Annotated in this window: 16 protein-coding genes and 1 pseudogene; 6 read left to right on the top strand and 11 right to left on the bottom strand. The window is 52.9% G+C overall.

Annotated elements, in window-relative coordinates:
- Nucleotides 1-6: 6 nt before the first annotated feature.
- Nucleotides 7-624: a TetR/AcrR family transcriptional regulator gene (locus K0B93_RS16445; protein WP_219868349.1), complete on the bottom strand. Its 618-nt coding sequence runs from the start codon at nt 622-624 to the stop codon at nt 7-9.
- A gap of 150 nt (nt 625-774) precedes the next feature.
- On the opposite strand from K0B93_RS16445, the gene K0B93_RS16440 reads away from it, so the two are divergent.
- The gene (locus K0B93_RS16440; RefSeq protein ID WP_219868348.1) at nt 775-1731 is read left to right on the top strand and encodes an adenosine deaminase; all 957 of its coding nucleotides are present in this window, start codon (nt 775-777) and stop codon (nt 1729-1731) included.
- A 57-nt stretch (nt 1732-1788) separates the two neighbouring features.
- Nucleotides 1789-2409, top strand: coding sequence for a rhombosortase (rrtA, locus tag K0B93_RS16435; protein WP_219868347.1), 621 nt, complete (start codon nt 1789-1791; stop codon nt 2407-2409).
- Here the strand turns inward: rrtA and K0B93_RS16430 are convergent.
- Complete coding sequence (locus tag K0B93_RS16430) at nt 2366-2989, bottom strand: TIGR02466 family protein (RefSeq protein WP_219868346.1); 624 nt, start codon at nt 2987-2989, stop codon at nt 2366-2368. The genes rrtA and K0B93_RS16430 overlap by 44 nt on opposite strands.
- Nucleotides 2990-3159: 170 nt before the next feature.
- Between K0B93_RS16430 and K0B93_RS16425 the strand changes: the two genes are divergently transcribed.
- The gene (locus K0B93_RS16425) at nt 3160-5139 is read left to right on the top strand and encodes a choice-of-anchor Q domain-containing protein (protein WP_219868345.1); all 1980 of its coding nucleotides are present in this window, start codon (nt 3160-3162) and stop codon (nt 5137-5139) included.
- Nucleotides 5140-5263: 124 nt separating this feature from the next.
- On the opposite strand, the gene K0B93_RS16420 is transcribed toward K0B93_RS16425, so the two are convergent.
- The 7 genes from K0B93_RS16420 to K0B93_RS16390 all read right to left on the bottom strand — a co-directional run bounded on the left by K0B93_RS16420 (nt 5264) and on the right by K0B93_RS16390 (nt 10156).
- Nucleotides 5264-5566: a hypothetical protein gene (locus K0B93_RS16420; protein WP_219868344.1), complete on the bottom strand. Its 303-nt coding sequence runs from the start codon at nt 5564-5566 to the stop codon at nt 5264-5266.
- Nucleotides 5567-5835: 269 nt separating this feature from the next.
- The gene (locus tag K0B93_RS16415; protein ID WP_219868343.1) at nt 5836-6618 is read right to left on the bottom strand and encodes a DUF5602 domain-containing protein; all 783 of its coding nucleotides are present in this window, start codon (nt 6616-6618) and stop codon (nt 5836-5838) included.
- 349 nt (nt 6619-6967) lie between these two features.
- On the bottom strand, nt 6968-7300 hold the full coding sequence (locus K0B93_RS16410) for a YnfA family protein (protein WP_219868342.1): 333 nt from the start codon (nt 7298-7300) through the stop codon (nt 6968-6970).
- 127 nt (nt 7301-7427) lie between these two features.
- Nucleotides 7428-7769: a hypothetical protein gene (locus tag K0B93_RS16405; protein WP_219868341.1), complete on the bottom strand. Its 342-nt coding sequence runs from the start codon at nt 7767-7769 to the stop codon at nt 7428-7430.
- Nucleotide 7770: 1 nt separating this feature from the next.
- Entirely contained in the window at nt 7771-8175 is a 405-nt protein-coding gene (locus K0B93_RS16400; RefSeq protein ID WP_219868340.1) for a hypothetical protein, read from the bottom strand.
- Between the two features lie 10 nt (nt 8176-8185).
- Entirely contained in the window at nt 8186-9562 is a 1377-nt protein-coding gene (locus K0B93_RS16395; protein ID WP_219868339.1) for a hypothetical protein, read from the bottom strand.
- Between the two features lie 48 nt (nt 9563-9610).
- Nucleotides 9611-10156: a hypothetical protein gene (locus K0B93_RS16390; RefSeq protein WP_219868338.1), complete on the bottom strand. Its 546-nt coding sequence runs from the start codon at nt 10154-10156 to the stop codon at nt 9611-9613.
- Between the two features lie 575 nt (nt 10157-10731).
- Between K0B93_RS16390 and K0B93_RS16385 the strand changes: the two genes are divergently transcribed.
- From K0B93_RS16385 to K0B93_RS16375, 3 genes are read left to right on the top strand one after another with little or no spacing between them, the layout of a single operon-like run.
- Nucleotides 10732-11292, top strand: coding sequence for a LemA family protein (locus tag K0B93_RS16385; RefSeq protein WP_228743597.1), 561 nt, complete (start codon nt 10732-10734; stop codon nt 11290-11292).
- Nucleotides 11292-12050: a TPM domain-containing protein gene (locus K0B93_RS16380; RefSeq protein WP_219868336.1), complete on the top strand. Its 759-nt coding sequence runs from the start codon at nt 11292-11294 to the stop codon at nt 12048-12050. The genes K0B93_RS16385 and K0B93_RS16380 overlap by 1 nt, the downstream gene beginning before the upstream one ends.
- A gap of 60 nt (nt 12051-12110) precedes the next feature.
- On the top strand, nt 12111-12728 hold the full coding sequence (locus K0B93_RS16375; protein ID WP_219868335.1) for a TPM domain-containing protein: 618 nt from the start codon (nt 12111-12113) through the stop codon (nt 12726-12728).
- A 229-nt stretch (nt 12729-12957) separates the two neighbouring features.
- On the opposite strand, the gene K0B93_RS16370 is transcribed toward K0B93_RS16375, so the two are convergent.
- Both K0B93_RS16370 and K0B93_RS19485 read right to left on the bottom strand, forming a co-directional pair.
- Nucleotides 12958-14415, bottom strand: coding sequence for an ice-binding family protein (locus K0B93_RS16370; protein ID WP_219868334.1), 1458 nt, complete (start codon nt 14413-14415; stop codon nt 12958-12960).
- A gap of 481 nt (nt 14416-14896) precedes the next feature.
- Nucleotides 14897-14977: pseudogene (locus tag K0B93_RS19485) on the bottom strand (AMP-binding protein); the annotation flags it as partial.
- Nucleotides 14978-14994 lie beyond the last annotated feature (17 nt).

Below are 14994 nucleotides of genomic sequence, written 5' to 3'. Positions count from 1 at the left end.
GCGTGTTTATTGTTGGGCGCTGTTTCTGGAACCGTCCAGCAGGAGGGTGAGGACCCCCTCAGCCAATTGCGGTTCCGCCTCGGCCACCGGTAAATGGCCATCGATCGTGAGTTGGGACAGCCCATGCACCAGCGACCAGGCCGCGGCCGTCATCAGTGCCAGCGGCATAGGCTTCAGGTAACCGACGTGCTGAGCCCGGGCGATGGTGTCTTCCAGTACCTGGAACGCGCCCTTTCCGGCTGCGTCCAGGCGCGGATGAACGCCCCGGGGCAATACCCGCCCGCCAAACATCAGCCGATACAGGTTGGGTTCGTCCTGGGCAAAGGATACGTACACCAGGCCGATATCAATCAATGCCTGCCGCGGGTTGGATGAGTCTATCGCCAGCAGTCGCTCGCGCAGCGCCTCGAAACCGGTGACCGCGAGCTCGGCGAGCAGACTTTCGCGATCAATGAAATGCCGGTAGAGGGCCGGTGCGCTGACCCCCAGCTGCTTGGCGAGGGCGCGGAGACTGATGGCGGTATCGCCATGCTCACGAACGATCTCCAAGGCCTGTTGATGGGCCTCTTGCCGAAGGTCGCCGTGGTGGTAAGGCGCTGGCCGGGTTGTGTTTGTCTCGTTCATAGAGTTAACGCTGATAACAATGTTAACAGCGATAACATCACGAAGGGATGTTGGGTGTCAATACCCATATTTTCTTCGTTACGTTCGAGGCTGCGGGAAGGATAATCAGCTAAGGTGAAATCACACCCTCCGAAAGTGACAGTGACCGCTATGTTTCTTGACCTTAACGCCCTGAAAAAAGCCGAACTGCATATTCATCTGGAAGGCAGCCTCGAGCCGGAGCTGATGTTCCGTCTTGCTGAACGCAATGGCATCAAGCTTCGCTATGGCAGTGTCGAGGCTCTGCGCAAGGCCTATGATTTTGGCAACCTTCAGGACTTCCTGGACCTGTATTACAGTGGCGCGCAGGTGCTACTGCGGGAAGAGGACTTCTACGACCTGACCCGTGCCTACCTTGAGAAGTGCCGCGAACAGAGCGTGACCCATGTTGAGCCATTCTTCGATCCCCAGACCCACACGGACAGGGACGTTGATATGGCGACGGTGGTAATCGGAATCACCCGGGCCCTGAAAGAGGCGAATGCCGAGTGGGGGCTGAGTTATGGACTGATCCTGTGCTTTCTGCGGCACCTCAGCGAGGATGAGGCCGAGCGAACCCTGGATGCGGCGCTGCCATTCCGGGACCACTTTATCGGGGTGGGGCTCGACAGCAGTGAAATGGGCCACCCGCCCTCCAAGTTCAAGCACGTGTTCGCCCGGGCTCGTGAACTGGGCCTGCTTCCCGTGGCCCACGCCGGTGAGGAAGGCCCGCCCGAGTACATCTGGCAGGCGCTGGACGAACTCGGTGTCGTGCGGGTCGATCATGGTGTTCGCGCAACCGAAGACCCGGCCCTGATCGAACGCCTGCGCAAAGACCAGATTCCGCTCACAGTTTGTCCGCTGTCCAACATCCGCCTGAAGGTATACGACAGCCTCAAGCAGCACCCGATCCTGGACCTGCTGGAGGGCGGGCTGAAGGTGACCGTCAATTCCGACGACCCTGCCTACTTCGGGGGCTACATGACGGAAAACTTCGAGGCATTGCGGAAGGATTTGGGCATGACGGACAATCAGGCTCAACGGCTTGCTCAAAACGGTTTTGATGCGGCGCTGGTACACACTTCTTGAATTGCACTCACGGTAAGCCTGACCGGCGGCGGGTGATCGATATATGATGGCATCTGAATGAATTCAAGGGTGCTGTTCTTGCTGTCCATGTTTCGAAACCTGCCTCTGGTTCCCATCTCAATCAGTGCCTTGATCGTGCTGGTCTGGCTGTTGCCTGTTGATCAGTGGCTTGAATACCACCGGGCGCTTATCGGGCAGGGGCAGTTGTGGCGGCTACTGACTGCCAACCTGGCTCACATTGACGGCTCCCACCTGCTATTTAATCTGGCCGGGCTGTGGCTGATGGCCTGGTGGTTCGGCAGTGCGCTGTCTCAACTCAAGTGGCTGGTGGTGACGCTGGCTTGTGGCCTGGCCGTGACCGGCGGGCTGTTTCTCTTTTACCCCAATATCCTCTGGTACAAAGGCTTTTCCGGCGTTTTGTATGGCCTGTTTGCGGCCGGTTCGGTGTTTATGATCAGCACTCACCGTTGGCTCGCTCTCGCTGGGCTGGCGCTCGTGGTGATCAAACTGGTGGGCGATGCGTCGGGGTGGCCCGTTGTGGGCAGCGAGCCGATGCATGACTTCCGGGTGGTCCACCAGGCCCACCATCTTGGCTTCATTATGGGGGCACTGGTGGCTGTTCTCTGGTCCCGGGTCAGCGGGCAATTTGGGTCAGGTTTTCTCCGAACCGAAAGTTGAACGCCATGCTGATGCGGGAGCGTTCGTTGTAGTGGGGCGCGACCATGTGCAGCAGGTAACCCGGAAACACATACATGGTGCCGATCTTCGGGGTATAGCTCACCGTGGGTGCCGGGCGGTAGGGCGCACCCACCGGGATCGGGTCAAAGAACATGATATCGCCCGGGCATATGCCCGCATTTTCTTCGGTCGGGTTCTCATCAACATCAATATACAGACAGCCGCTCCACTCGCAGGGCAGGTGGGCGTGGGGCGCGTTCCAGGCACCGAAATCGTTGATGTTTGCCCAGAGTGACGACAGGTAAATCTCGGTTTCCGGTGGCTTACGCTCGGCGTGCAGTGCCAGCCGGCTGCCCACCTGAAAGATCTGCTCCGTAAGCCATTGCATGACTGAGTCTTTCGATTGATGCAGCGAGTCGCCGGAATGCCATCCGCGCTGGTTTGACCGCTGGATGCCATCGGTATCTTCGTCCCGCATTTTCTCCAAATACTGTCGAATCTCTTCGGACCGGGCCCGAACTTCGGGAAGCTGGACTTCAAGAATGGGGACACCGAAATGGTGACGGTTCTCAGCTTTCATGACTATTTCACATTAATTTACAAGATAGGAATAAAGAAGCGGGGTAATATTTGCCCAGCGAATAAAGGATTCTAAGCCTACCTTTCTTACGATTGCCAGTGGAACAGGCGATTTACCGAAGCGGCTGGTCAGGAATCAGGACGATAAACCAATAGCATTAGGGACAAGCAATGACTGACCTCAGCAAGGCCAAGCCGGTACTGAAGCCGCTGGTCGCAATGATTGCATTGGCGAATGCGCAGATGGCGTTTGGGTGTGCGGATGTGGTGGTGACGGCGGCTACCGCATCGAGCGATACAGACCAGACGGTTACCTTCGATGAGGCGATTGGCACCGTACTTGCCGATCCGGAAAACTGTGGCTCGATTAGTATTGATAACTCGCTGGCTGGGCAGACGTTAGATTGGGCAAGTACTAGCCTTGGCCTGAGCGGAAGGACGGTAACGATCACTGGCCCTTCGGTTGGGGCAGCAACCATTGCGGTCAGTCCAACAGTCTCAGCATTTTCAGAGAATTCGTCGCTCGCCATCTCCGACCTGAAATTCGTACCGAACCCCGACAGCCTTCGAGTAAGCACCTTGGTCTTTGTGGATAGTGCCAGTTCACTTTCCCTTGATCGTGCGGAGTTTGTGGGATTTGATGCCAGCAGTCCGTCTGGAGGCGTCATTAGCTCATCAGGAACATTGAACATTGCAGACAGTGTTTTTGAGGCCAACTCGTCTGCCGGCGCTGGGGGCGCGATATCGGCGCCAACTGGTCAGGTGACCATTACTGGTAGTGAATTCCGTGGCAACGTCGCAGCTTCAAGCGGCGGTGCTATTAGCGGCAATACGGTTGAGCTGACCATCGAAGACTCTGTGTTTGATGGCAACCAGTCGCAGGTGGGCTCAGGAGGCGCAATCAATCAGGTGGGAGAGAGTTCCGGAACCTTGGCTGTCTTGCGAAGTGAATTTCGGGGTAACCAGTCGACCGGGTCAGGCGGAGCCATTTCTCAAAGCTCCTCTGTTGATTTGGATATTCAAGACAGCGTGTTCGAGCAGAACCAGGCTGACGCGAACGGAGGCGCAGTCTACGTCAGCAATGGCAGCCTCGGCTCGCCCGTGTCTCTGAGTAAGACTACGTTTGCTAACAACAGCGCTGGTGCCTCCGGCGGTGGGGTGTACGCGAGTATACCGCAACCCGGATTGGTCGTTGAAAGCTCTACAGTTCATGGGAATGCGGCTCAGACTACTGCGGGCGGCATTTTTGTCATCGGGTCCGCCTCCTCTCCCGATATTGCCATCAACCATAGCACCATTACAGACAATCAGTCGGCGGGGCCAGCCGGTTATAGCGCGGGTGCTTTGAACGCGGACGGTGCGGCCAGTATTGAAATAAGTCACACGGTCATTGCCGGTAATACCCAAGGTGGAGAAGGCACTGGCAATATATGTGTCGGGGAATCTTCAACGGCGGTTCAGGCGGTCCTAGATTACAGCTTTTGGGACAACACGACCAATTACGATACCAGCTGTACCCCTCCGGTTGCTGATACCTCCAACATCCTGGATGAAGTGAACCCGGGGCTGGGAGAGTTGGCTGACAACGGTGGTCTAACAAAGACCCGTTTCCCCATGGCCGATTCCCCGCTGCTAGAGGCGGGTAACCCTAATATCATCGGTGAGCCAGAAACGGATCAGCGAGGCAGTGCCCGTGTTCTCAATGGCGTAATCGATATTGGTGCTGTGGAGTCGGGGAATCGGTCGCCGGTTGCCTCCGCTATAGACGCTCTTGAAGTAGCCGCTGGTGTGCCTTTCTCTGTGGATGCGAGCGAGGCCTTCAGCGATCCGGAGGGCTACCAGCTAAGTTACGCGATCGATGGTGAGCCGGAGGGTGTCGTTATTGATGCGACCAGTGGTGTCATTTCCGGTTCCGTAGAGGTTGTGGGTGACTACGCGATCACCGTCACCGCGTCAGACACCTATGGAGCCTCTGCGAGCACAACGTTTGCGCTCAAGGTAGCGGAAAGTTCTTCTGGCAGTGGCAGTGGCAGTGGCAGTGGCAGTGGCAGTGGCAGTGGCAGCGGAAGTGGCGGCGGTGGCTCCTTCGGGGTTGTCCTGGGATTGCTGGCCCCGTTGGTCATCTGGCGGCGGTTGCGTAGGAAGGCCTGATTGGTGCCCGACTCGTAACGCAAAGCAAAAACCCCGGCCTAGACCGGGGTTTTTGCTTTTAATCGTCGTTAATGCGCTTCGCTTCACTCATACCCCGGCATAACCTTGGTCTAGGAAACAAGAATCAGTACGCGGAATCGCCACCGCCCTCTTCGTAGCGAAGTTTGGAAGCGCGCATGAGCTCGGTACCCTCGCGGGTCATCTCGCGTCCTTCCTCGACCATACGTTCGCCCTCACGAATCCGTTCCTGACCACTCCTGATCCGCTCCTCGCCCTTTTCCACCAACGACTCGCCCTTTGACCACTGCGCTCCAACTTCCCTCAACGCCATGCCTTCGTCCTCAATCTGCTCACCGTAGGTCGGTTCGCGAAACGCCGCGCAGGCTGCCAGCCCATTAACGACGGCAGCCAGAAGCAGTACATTCATTATTCTTTTCATCTTGTAGCCCTCTCTGATCAATCAAGCAAAGTCGGACTACTAACCGACGCCCACGCGCCGTGGGCTTACAATATTCAGACATCTCAAAAGCACGTTAAGTTCCACCCGGTATCGAGGATGTGTCACCGCACGGTGCGCAGAGGCGCGGTACATAACCAACAAACCCCTGCATTAGGCCGGGGTTTGTTGGATTCCACTCGCAAAGTGCCGGGCTTACTTCTTCAGCCCCATCTCCTCCTTCGTTAATGCGCTTTGCTTCAGTCATACCTCTGCAAATCCCGGATCGCGATCCGGTACTCGCCTTTGCCGGCGTCGTAACCGATCTGGTAAGTCCCCGGATACCAGCCCGGATAGCTGTACCGCTGTGGCTTTTTAACCGGTGACGACATCTCCGGCAGTGACTGGAGGTAAGCCAGGGACACCATCGGTTCCACAAACATCAACTCACCCTTGTAGTAACCATAAATGAAGTTGTGGCTGAACAGTTCCCCCTGGAATTCGGCACCGGCCGGATCCAGGCCGTGCATCCCCATTCTCTCGACAGCGGCATCAGGCGGGATCACATAGCCCTCGGGCACGAGTTGAGGATCCGGTGCCGCCATCGCCAGTTCACGGCCCTCGCCGTGGAACGTGATCGCCTCCTGCTCGTCCGTTCCGATCAGGTAAAAATGCACATCAAAATGGGGAAGGTCATAAACACCCTCGGGAGGGTGCCCGACTGGATTCCAGTCAAGAACGACATGGTCGTATCCCGTCACCGGGGCGCCATCCGGCATGGGCAATGAGAACTCCCAAAACTCTTGCTCGGCGCTGGCTTCCGGCAGTCCTTCCAGGGCGTCCCTGGTCATTAGCACCGATACGGATTCAGGCTCGTTCTCGGCGTTTAGCGCCATCACCACGCGCGCGGAGCCGTTTCCGACCACCACGGGTTCCCCCGTAAAAACCTGGGGTTCGGCGGCGATCGCTACGCCCGAAAGAACCAGCAGTGCCGACAAGCCGATGGAACCGGCAGGGCGGAACGGAATAAGGGCAGGTTTCATGGCATCTCTCCTCAATAACGGTTGCCGTTCGCACACATCGACGGCCGGCATGGTTCGGGAACCATCGCCCATCGGGCTAACGCAAAGGAGATCACAAGTGGCAGGCGGGGCTGACAGCAGGAAACACGCATCCTGTCGGCACGCTTGGTCTCACCACCACCAGAATGGGATTTGGCTGGATTTGATTAATATATCACCAGATTCTGAGGCGGGTAGAGCATTTTTATAGCTCCTAACCTGTCAGGTTACTCAGCCACCAGTAAGCCATTACCGCCAGGGATCCTGCAGGTACACATGACGCCCGCATAAACGGCGACTTTTACATAGCTATGCGGAGAAAAAGCCCTGGTTATGTGGTGCGCGGGGCAAACATGATGATGGCCATGCCCACCAAAGCGACGGCTGAGCCAATCAAGTCCCAGGCGGTTGGGCGAATACCGTCGACTGCCCATAGCCAGAGTATTGCCATGAAGATATACACGCCACCATACGCAGCATAGACCCTGCCGGCAGCGGTAGGGTGCAGTGACAGCAACCACGCAAACGCCGCGAGACTGAGCGCACCAGGCACCAGAAGCCAGATCGTTTTGCCCTCGCGAAGCCAAAGGTAAGGTAAATAACAGCCGACAATTTCCGCCAACGCGGTAACGAGGAAAAGGCCAACGGTTTTCAATTCAGGCAAAAGAACTTGCTCCTTGGCAGTAACACATAATAACGCTGCGCTCTGCGGCAAATTTGGAGCGCAGCGGAAAATTTGTCCGACAGCAGTGCTTTGTTAGACGTATTGCCCGACCCGAAATTTTTTGACATTAAACATGCCATATATGTCCTTCTCCGGATACATAGCCATAGTATTTAGAATGAAAGCCATTCATGGCAGCCACATACTGTGAAAGTATAAGAGTTACATCACTTGTTTGAGGGACGTCATCTTCATCTAGTAGATCCAAGAACTCAATTGACTCCTCTTCAACTAAAACTTCCCTTACCTTTTCAAGTAGCCTGTTGACGATTTTAATCTTATTTTTACTTATGACTGCTTCAGGCTTCTTCTTAGATAGCTCTTTGAATTCGGTATACATTGAATTCAATAGTGGCATAGTAGTGTCATGTGTATTTGCACGATCTATAGTTGTCTTATTAGTACTCATTTTAATCCTTTAACTTCTTAGGCTTAACTGTTCGAATTAAAATCATGCCGTCATCATCCACTTTGTCATTTTCGCCACCTTCGACACGCCAAAACCAAGCTCCATTTCTAATAACCACATTATCCGATCTTAACTTCTCAAAGCATTGTAAATATTGGGATAGAATAAATACAACATCACTATTTTGGGGGATATCATCTTCATCAAACGCTTCAAAGTCATCGAATGGCTTGTATTTGTCAGCTAAATAATCATTACTTTGCGCTAGCAGTTTGTTCACAAAATTAAGCTTGAACTTGTTAACGGCATCATTTGGGCTTTTCTTTGAGAGCAGTGATATCTCTTCATAAAGGCTCAATAGTTGACCTGACACCTTCTCAAATATATCTACGTTACTTCTGTTCATGTTTTCTCCATTAGGACGGGCAGGCTCGTCTAAACTCAATATACTTCTTCTTTAATACCTCTATCGGCGCGCGTTGCTTACTCTCATAAACATCAACCATTAACTTTAAATCTTCATCGGTAATTGCGATTATGCACTTCCTCTGAGAAGACCATAAATTAATAGTGTTTGTAAACATTGCCTTAGGCAGGGGGTTTCGCGTCAGGAATACCCCGAATCTACCTATATTGGCTTGAAGGTATCTATTGAGCTGATTAATATGATCTCGATCTATTTTATTTACATTCTTCATCTCAATAACAAGTTGGCGGTTATCATAATCAGTGAATATTTCATCTAAGAAATCTACGTCACGATTGTTATAGAATATTAAATCTCTGATGTGCCTTCCAGAATCGGTCCTACTTTGTGTCTGAGCAAAATCTAGATGGGGATAGAAAAGAGAAGCTAAAAGGTCAGCAGATAGATCTTCATACTTCATGTCAGCGCCGTCTTCCTTTCCTGTACCTAGCTTTAGTATTTCATTCAGCTTTCGTTTTGCAGACAAAACTGGAATTTGACTGAATAGCGGATCATTTTTGCAATCCTTTGAATTCTTATCTTTATACTTTACGTATTCTTCGATAACTCCGTAATTTTCTCTATTGAAATTTAGAACCTTCACTCGTTCTTCTGGCTCTTCTGGGTTGAATATTTCGTCCCTAGGGCAATGAGATTTAAAGTAATCTTCAAAATTAATCCAGGGATTGAATCTTAACCAGCGTTTGGGTGTAAATATTATTGGTTCCTTCGTTACTGGGTTGACAGGCAAATACAATTTCTGGTTAAAATCAAGTGAATTTTTTTGATAGTTATACACAGAATCAAGAATTACACCTTCTATTGGAATGTTATTTAGTTCACACTGCTCAACTGTGTAATCGATTAAGAAGGATTTTATGTAGTTGCAAGCTATATCACTGATTCTGTCTTTAGAAATTCCAGAAACATATAGCTGTATGATTTCAAAATGTGTAAAACCAAACTGACTATATTCAGGTATATCTTTAAAGAGACTGAGTATTTCATTGGCCTGTTTTGCACCAATCTTTACCCCCTTTCTCGTTTTTGATAAACCGAGACCTACCTCTGAACATTCAGATAGATTGATAAGCGTTTCAACAGCATCATCTTCGCGGTTTTTTTTAACAAGAAAGTTTAAATGATTAAATGAATTTGTAATAGCTGTGTGTAACGCTTGATCTTGTTGTGATGGTGACTTCCATAAAAGAAATGGGTCAATGTATAGGGGGATATCCTCATCAAAAAATTGAATGGCAAAATCCAAATCTGATTGAGATTTATGAATTCCGTGATAGTCAGTTAATCTAGGTCTGAATAATTCCATACATTCTCAATTTAGCTCTTTCGTCTAACGCCCAAAACAGCGGCGCATTTATGCGTCCGGCTGCTTTTGCTTGTTAGCCAATTCTTCAACAGATTCCTCGAATTGGGCTTGTAGTTTTTCCGCACTTTTAAAAAACGCCATTCCTAACAACAGGCTGATGCTACCAACAAAGGAAAGGAATAGTTTTATTACAAATATTATCTCTTCTTTAGGCAGATTTGTTAAAAATTCACTAATTGCTTTCTCACTATTTGGATCTGCAACCTCAGGAAATTGAAAGATCAGCGAAAATGCGCCACTCATCAGGAACATTGCCACCCCCAAAACCGTTATAAAGGTGGCCTTAGCATGCTCATGGCTAATTCTTGAGGCAAAGAAGGCTCGATACAATTCGTCTGATTGCAGCCTTCCAATTTCAGCAGCCCAGGCTCTCTTTGCTCTTTCATTTTTCTCTCTCTTAGCTTTCGAAAAATTCGCCAGCCAAGTATCCAAACGTGGTTTTATATAACTAGCAGTTAAGCTAACAATAACCCCAACAAATACTACCCCAAACCACCATGAGATGGAGCTAATATTATTTAGAATCTCGTTCATTCCTAGAGTCCTAATATCTAATGGCTAACAGCCAATTATGCGAACGCGTTCGTATATCACCCGTTCTTAAAACTCCGCCCAGTTTTCCCAAACAGGAGCCTGATTCTTCTTTTAAAAGAGTACCTTGAGCACCAGCTTTCATGGCTGCCGCCGAAGTTACACGCCCGCTCCCGAGCCACTCCCGGTCCCAGCTATGGGCTTAAAACTCCGCCCTTCGTACTCCAACTTTCCAACCCTATCAGATGGTTACCTCCATTTCCCATGGGATTTTGGGGAGTTTTGCGAACGCGTTCGTTTAGCTCCGGGGTTACCAACAGGCTGCGGGGGTTTGACCGGGCACCGCGCCTTCGGATTTTTAACGCTCGGGAACGGCCCTGTTCCATAAAGGATGTGGGGCCGGAATACCCTGGCCACCTTGAAAACACTGGCTTTGTCCCCACTTAGAGGTTAGTTCGATGCCTCGGCCTGAGGGTCAGGCATCCTCCCTTTTTCATGCATTCACCACCGGGAAACGCACTATGGGAATCGTTCATAAACCCTTTCAACAGTGGACTGTCTGGAAGCTGGCACCGCTGATGGCACTGGTTCTGTTATTGAGTGGCTGTGGGATCAACAACATTCCCACTTACGATGAGAAAGTCACCGCTGCCTGGTCCCAGGTGGAAAACCAGTACCAGCGCCGGGCCGATCTGATTCCCAACCTGGTGGAAACCGTCAAGGGCTTCGCGGCCCAGGAGCAGGAAACCCTGACCGCGGTGATTGAGGCGCGTTCCAAGGCCACATCAATTCAGGTGGACGAGAGCATTCTCGACAACCCCAAGAAGCTACAGCAGTTCCAGCAGGCCCAGGGGGAGCTTAGCAGTGCCCTGAGCCGGCTGATGGCGGTGTCGGAACGGTATCCGGATCTGAAGTCGAATCAGAACTTCCTGGCCTTGCAGTCTCAGCTTGAAGGCACGGAAAACCGTATTGCCGTCGCGCGCCGGGATTTCATTCAGGCGGTGGAGCGCTACAACACCGAACTGCGAACCTTCCCGGGCAAGATCTGGCACAGCATCCTGTACAGCGATCTGGAGCCCCGCGCCAACTTTGAAGCCACCACGGAAAATGCGGATGAAGCGCCCGCGGTGGAATTCTGATGGTTGCTCAGTTCCACAAAAGCATGCTGTTGGTGTTACTGGTCTTGCTGCCGGCCACCGTCTGGGCCCAGTCCACGCCGGAATTTCCCGAGCTGACTGGCCGGGTGGTGGACCGCGCGGAGATGCTGTCTCCTGAGGTGGAAACGCGCCTGAGCCAGATGCTCCAGGCTCACGAGCAGGCCAGCACCGAACAGGTGGTGGTGGTTACCTTGCCGGACCTTCAGGGGTTCCCGATTGAGGATTTTGGCTACCAGCTGGGCAGGCACTGGGGTATCGGTCAGGAGGGCGAGGATAACGGCGCCCTGCTGATCGTGGCGAAGGAAGAACGCAAAATCCGCATTGAGGTGGGCTATGGCCTTGAAGGCCGGCTCACGGATGCTGACTCCTCGGTCATCATCAATCGCATTATTTCCCCGGCGTTCCGTCAGGGGGATTTTCAGGCCGGCATTGTTAACGGCGCCGCGGCCATGATCCAGGTGCTCGGCGGCGAGCCCATGGCAGTTGCCCAGGGCCAGCAGTCCGGTGCCGTCCAGGAAAAGCCCAAAGCCGGCATGGTGGCGCTGGTCTTCTTCATCATGATGGCCGTGGTGTTCTTTATCGGCAGTCGCGGTGGCCGCGGTGGTCGCGGTGGCGCAGCCCTGTTAGGCGCGGCTTTGCTGGGTGGCGCCATGGGCGGCCGGGGCGGTGGCTTCGGCGGTGGTGGCTTTGGCGGCGGTGGAGGCGGCTTCGGCGGCGGCGGTGCCTCTGGTGGCTGGTAGCTCCGCACCGATAGCCGAGCGCGCTGAATCCCTTCACCTGACAATGAGAATGAAAGAATCATGACATTATTAAGCAAAAGCGATCAGGAAGCCGTTACCGCCGCCATCAACGACGTGGAACGGGAAACCGACGCCGAACTGGTCACCGTACTGACGGCCCAGTCCGATAACTACAGCTATATTCCACTGCTCTGGGCCGGCATCCTGGCGTTGCTGGTGCCGGGCATTGCCAATTACTTCGGTAACTGGTTCGGTGCCGACATGCTGATGCTGGCGCAGTGGGGTACGTTCATCCTGCTCAGCCTGCTGTTCCGGGTGCCCGGCATCAACACCCGCCTGATTCCCCAGCAGGTGCGTTACTGGCGGGCTTCCAACCTCGCGCGGCGGCAGTTCCTGGAGCGGAACCTGCACCATACCGAAGGCTCCACCGGCATGCTGATCTTCGTCTCGGAAGCGGAGCGCTATGTGGAGATTCTGGTGGATCAGGGCATTGCCGATGTGCTGGACAACTCGGTATGGGAAAGCATCGTCGCAGACTTCACCGCAAAGGTGCATCAGGGCCAGACCCGGCAGGGGTTTCTTGACTGCATTGCCGCTTGCGGCAAATTGCTGAAAGAGCATGTGCCCGCCACCCACGAGCGCAATGAACTGCCCGATCACCTGGTGATTCTGTCCTGATGACAAGGTGAGCCAACGCTTTGGAGCGCCGGGAGTCCCGACTCCCGGAGTCGTTCCGCGACGGCGACGTTATTCGGCCCGATGATCCGCCCGCAGAGGCCGGCGCTCCCGCTGGATATCGCCGTGTTTCTTTGTCTTGCGCGATGAACCATAAAAAAAGGCAGCCGGAGCTGCCTTCTGTCGATCGAGTTGTCTGCTGATGAGTGCCCGCAACGGGCAATACCTGACTCTATGGCGCTGTAACGGTGTTCATTTCCAGGGTCACAGCAGTCTGTGATAGCAGCCTGCCGTTAACCGTTGCGCCTGTTTTAACGGTAACGCCTTTCTCGGCGATCACAATGCCTTTGAAACTTGCACCTGTATCAAGTACCACACCGGTGCCGCCGCCAACCTGCCAGAAGACATTCTCCGCCACCGCCCCGCCTGATAAAAGCACTTGGGTATTACTTGCCTGAAGTACATCGCCGGCTATCTGGAAGATCCAGACATCGTTGGCGCTGCCTGCAAGCGTCACATCCGTATTGATCAACACGTTGGTACCCCATTTATAAAGACCTGGGACCAGTGTCTTGCCGCTGACATCACCTGCGTGCAGTTCGGTAAAGTCAGGGGTGGTTCTGCCTGCTGCGTCATTGTAGGCCGTTCCCATGTCGAGTACCGCGTTGGCAACCAGCGTGTTGTCTGGTGCTGTGCCGGCAAAGCACGCTCTGCCACCAGCACTGGCGACATAGGCGTCATCAGCGCCGTAGATGATGCCAGTCATTTCATCGCAAGAAACATTGTTCATGGCCGTCGCGGTGATTGGGCTGGCACCGATGTTCCCAGTGATAGCGGATTGAAACACATTGGTAATACCGGTTTTAGTCAGTATGACAAAATCTCCGGCGGTTCTGAGATTGACGGGTTCCGGGCCAGTCGCGATGGTGTCTCCGGTCTCAAATGTCCAGCTGTAATCGGCTGTAAGCGCATTGGTTGCGAGATCCGTTACCGCCGTTGTCAATGTCGCGGTATAGGTGGTGCTGGCAGCAAGATTGTTTAGAGGGTTAAAGGTCACCAGCTTGTTCGAGTAACTGACGCTACCTTGTACGGCTGTTCCACCCATGGTCAGAGTGAAGCTTTCTGAATTAACGCTGGCAGGATCCAGTGTTTCGCTAAACACCGCATCGATGTTTCGGTTGAGTGCAAAGCCTGTCGCTGCATCAGTCGGGTCTGTGGAGACTACCGTGGGAGCGTCAGTGTCAGCCGTGATCCCGCTTCTGAACTGCCAGACATAGTCGTTTGCCAGTGACTTACCGGATAGGCTTTTTGCCGCTGCGGTAATGGTGGCGGTGTAAGGCGTATCGGCGGTGAAACCGGGAGCAGAGGGTGTAAACGTTACGCTACTGCTGTTGGCGTCGGTAGACACAGCACCTGTGAGTGCGGGTCCGGTGTCACCAGCCAAAGTAAAACTGAAGCCGTCGATGGCTGCCGCGTCCATCGTTTCACTAAAGTAGGCGACTACTTTGCTGTTGAGTGGCACCAGGTCGGCAGCTTTGGCCGGGGCGGTAGACGTAACCGTCAGCGCGGCTGCCACGGAGCCGTTGTCGCTGCTGTTGTTGCTATCACTACCACATCCTGCCAATAAAGCAGTGAACATGATCGCACTGATCCATACGCTTCGACTTGCATAGTTTTTTATCGTATTCATTATTGTATCCATTACATGTTTTAACCGCAGATCAATACATACTGCGATTAATGGCGGTAAGAGGTTTGCTCTGACCGGAGGGTTCTTTTTTATTGCATGGGGCTTACGGTGGAGTCACAAGATAGATCGCCGTCTAAATTATGATTAGGGTTTTGAAACTGAAAATATTCCGTCTGGAACCGGGCCTTAGACGGTAGGAGAGGCAGGTACTATGCGCTTAAAAGATTCAAATAGGTTAAATGTTTTCATGAAATTTGTAGTTTTAGGTAACCTCTGATTAAGTCTCCAAACTCGGCGATAAAAAGAATATAAGAATCAGAGTCTTGAGGTCCCGACATTCGATATCTTTGTAATATCACTGCGCAATAACGAAGCGCGCTTCACGATTCCATCGCCCTTGGAGCGCAGCCACACAGTACACAAACAACAAACCCCGGCAAGTTGCCGGGGTTTGTTGGTTTCCTCGAGGAAAGGGCAGGGCTTATTTCTTCAGCCCCATCTCCTCAATCGAAATCTCCCGCATCTTGAACTTCTGGATCTTCCCGGTGACGGTCATCGGGAATTAAGGCCGGGAAAGTG

It is taken from the genome of Marinobacter sp. F4218 (assembly GCF_019443085.1).
Classification (GTDB): Bacteria; Pseudomonadota; Gammaproteobacteria; order Pseudomonadales; family Oleiphilaceae; genus Marinobacter; species Marinobacter albus.
Note: the sequence above shows the minus strand (reverse complement) of the source record. Positions and strands in the feature narration are given on the sequence as shown.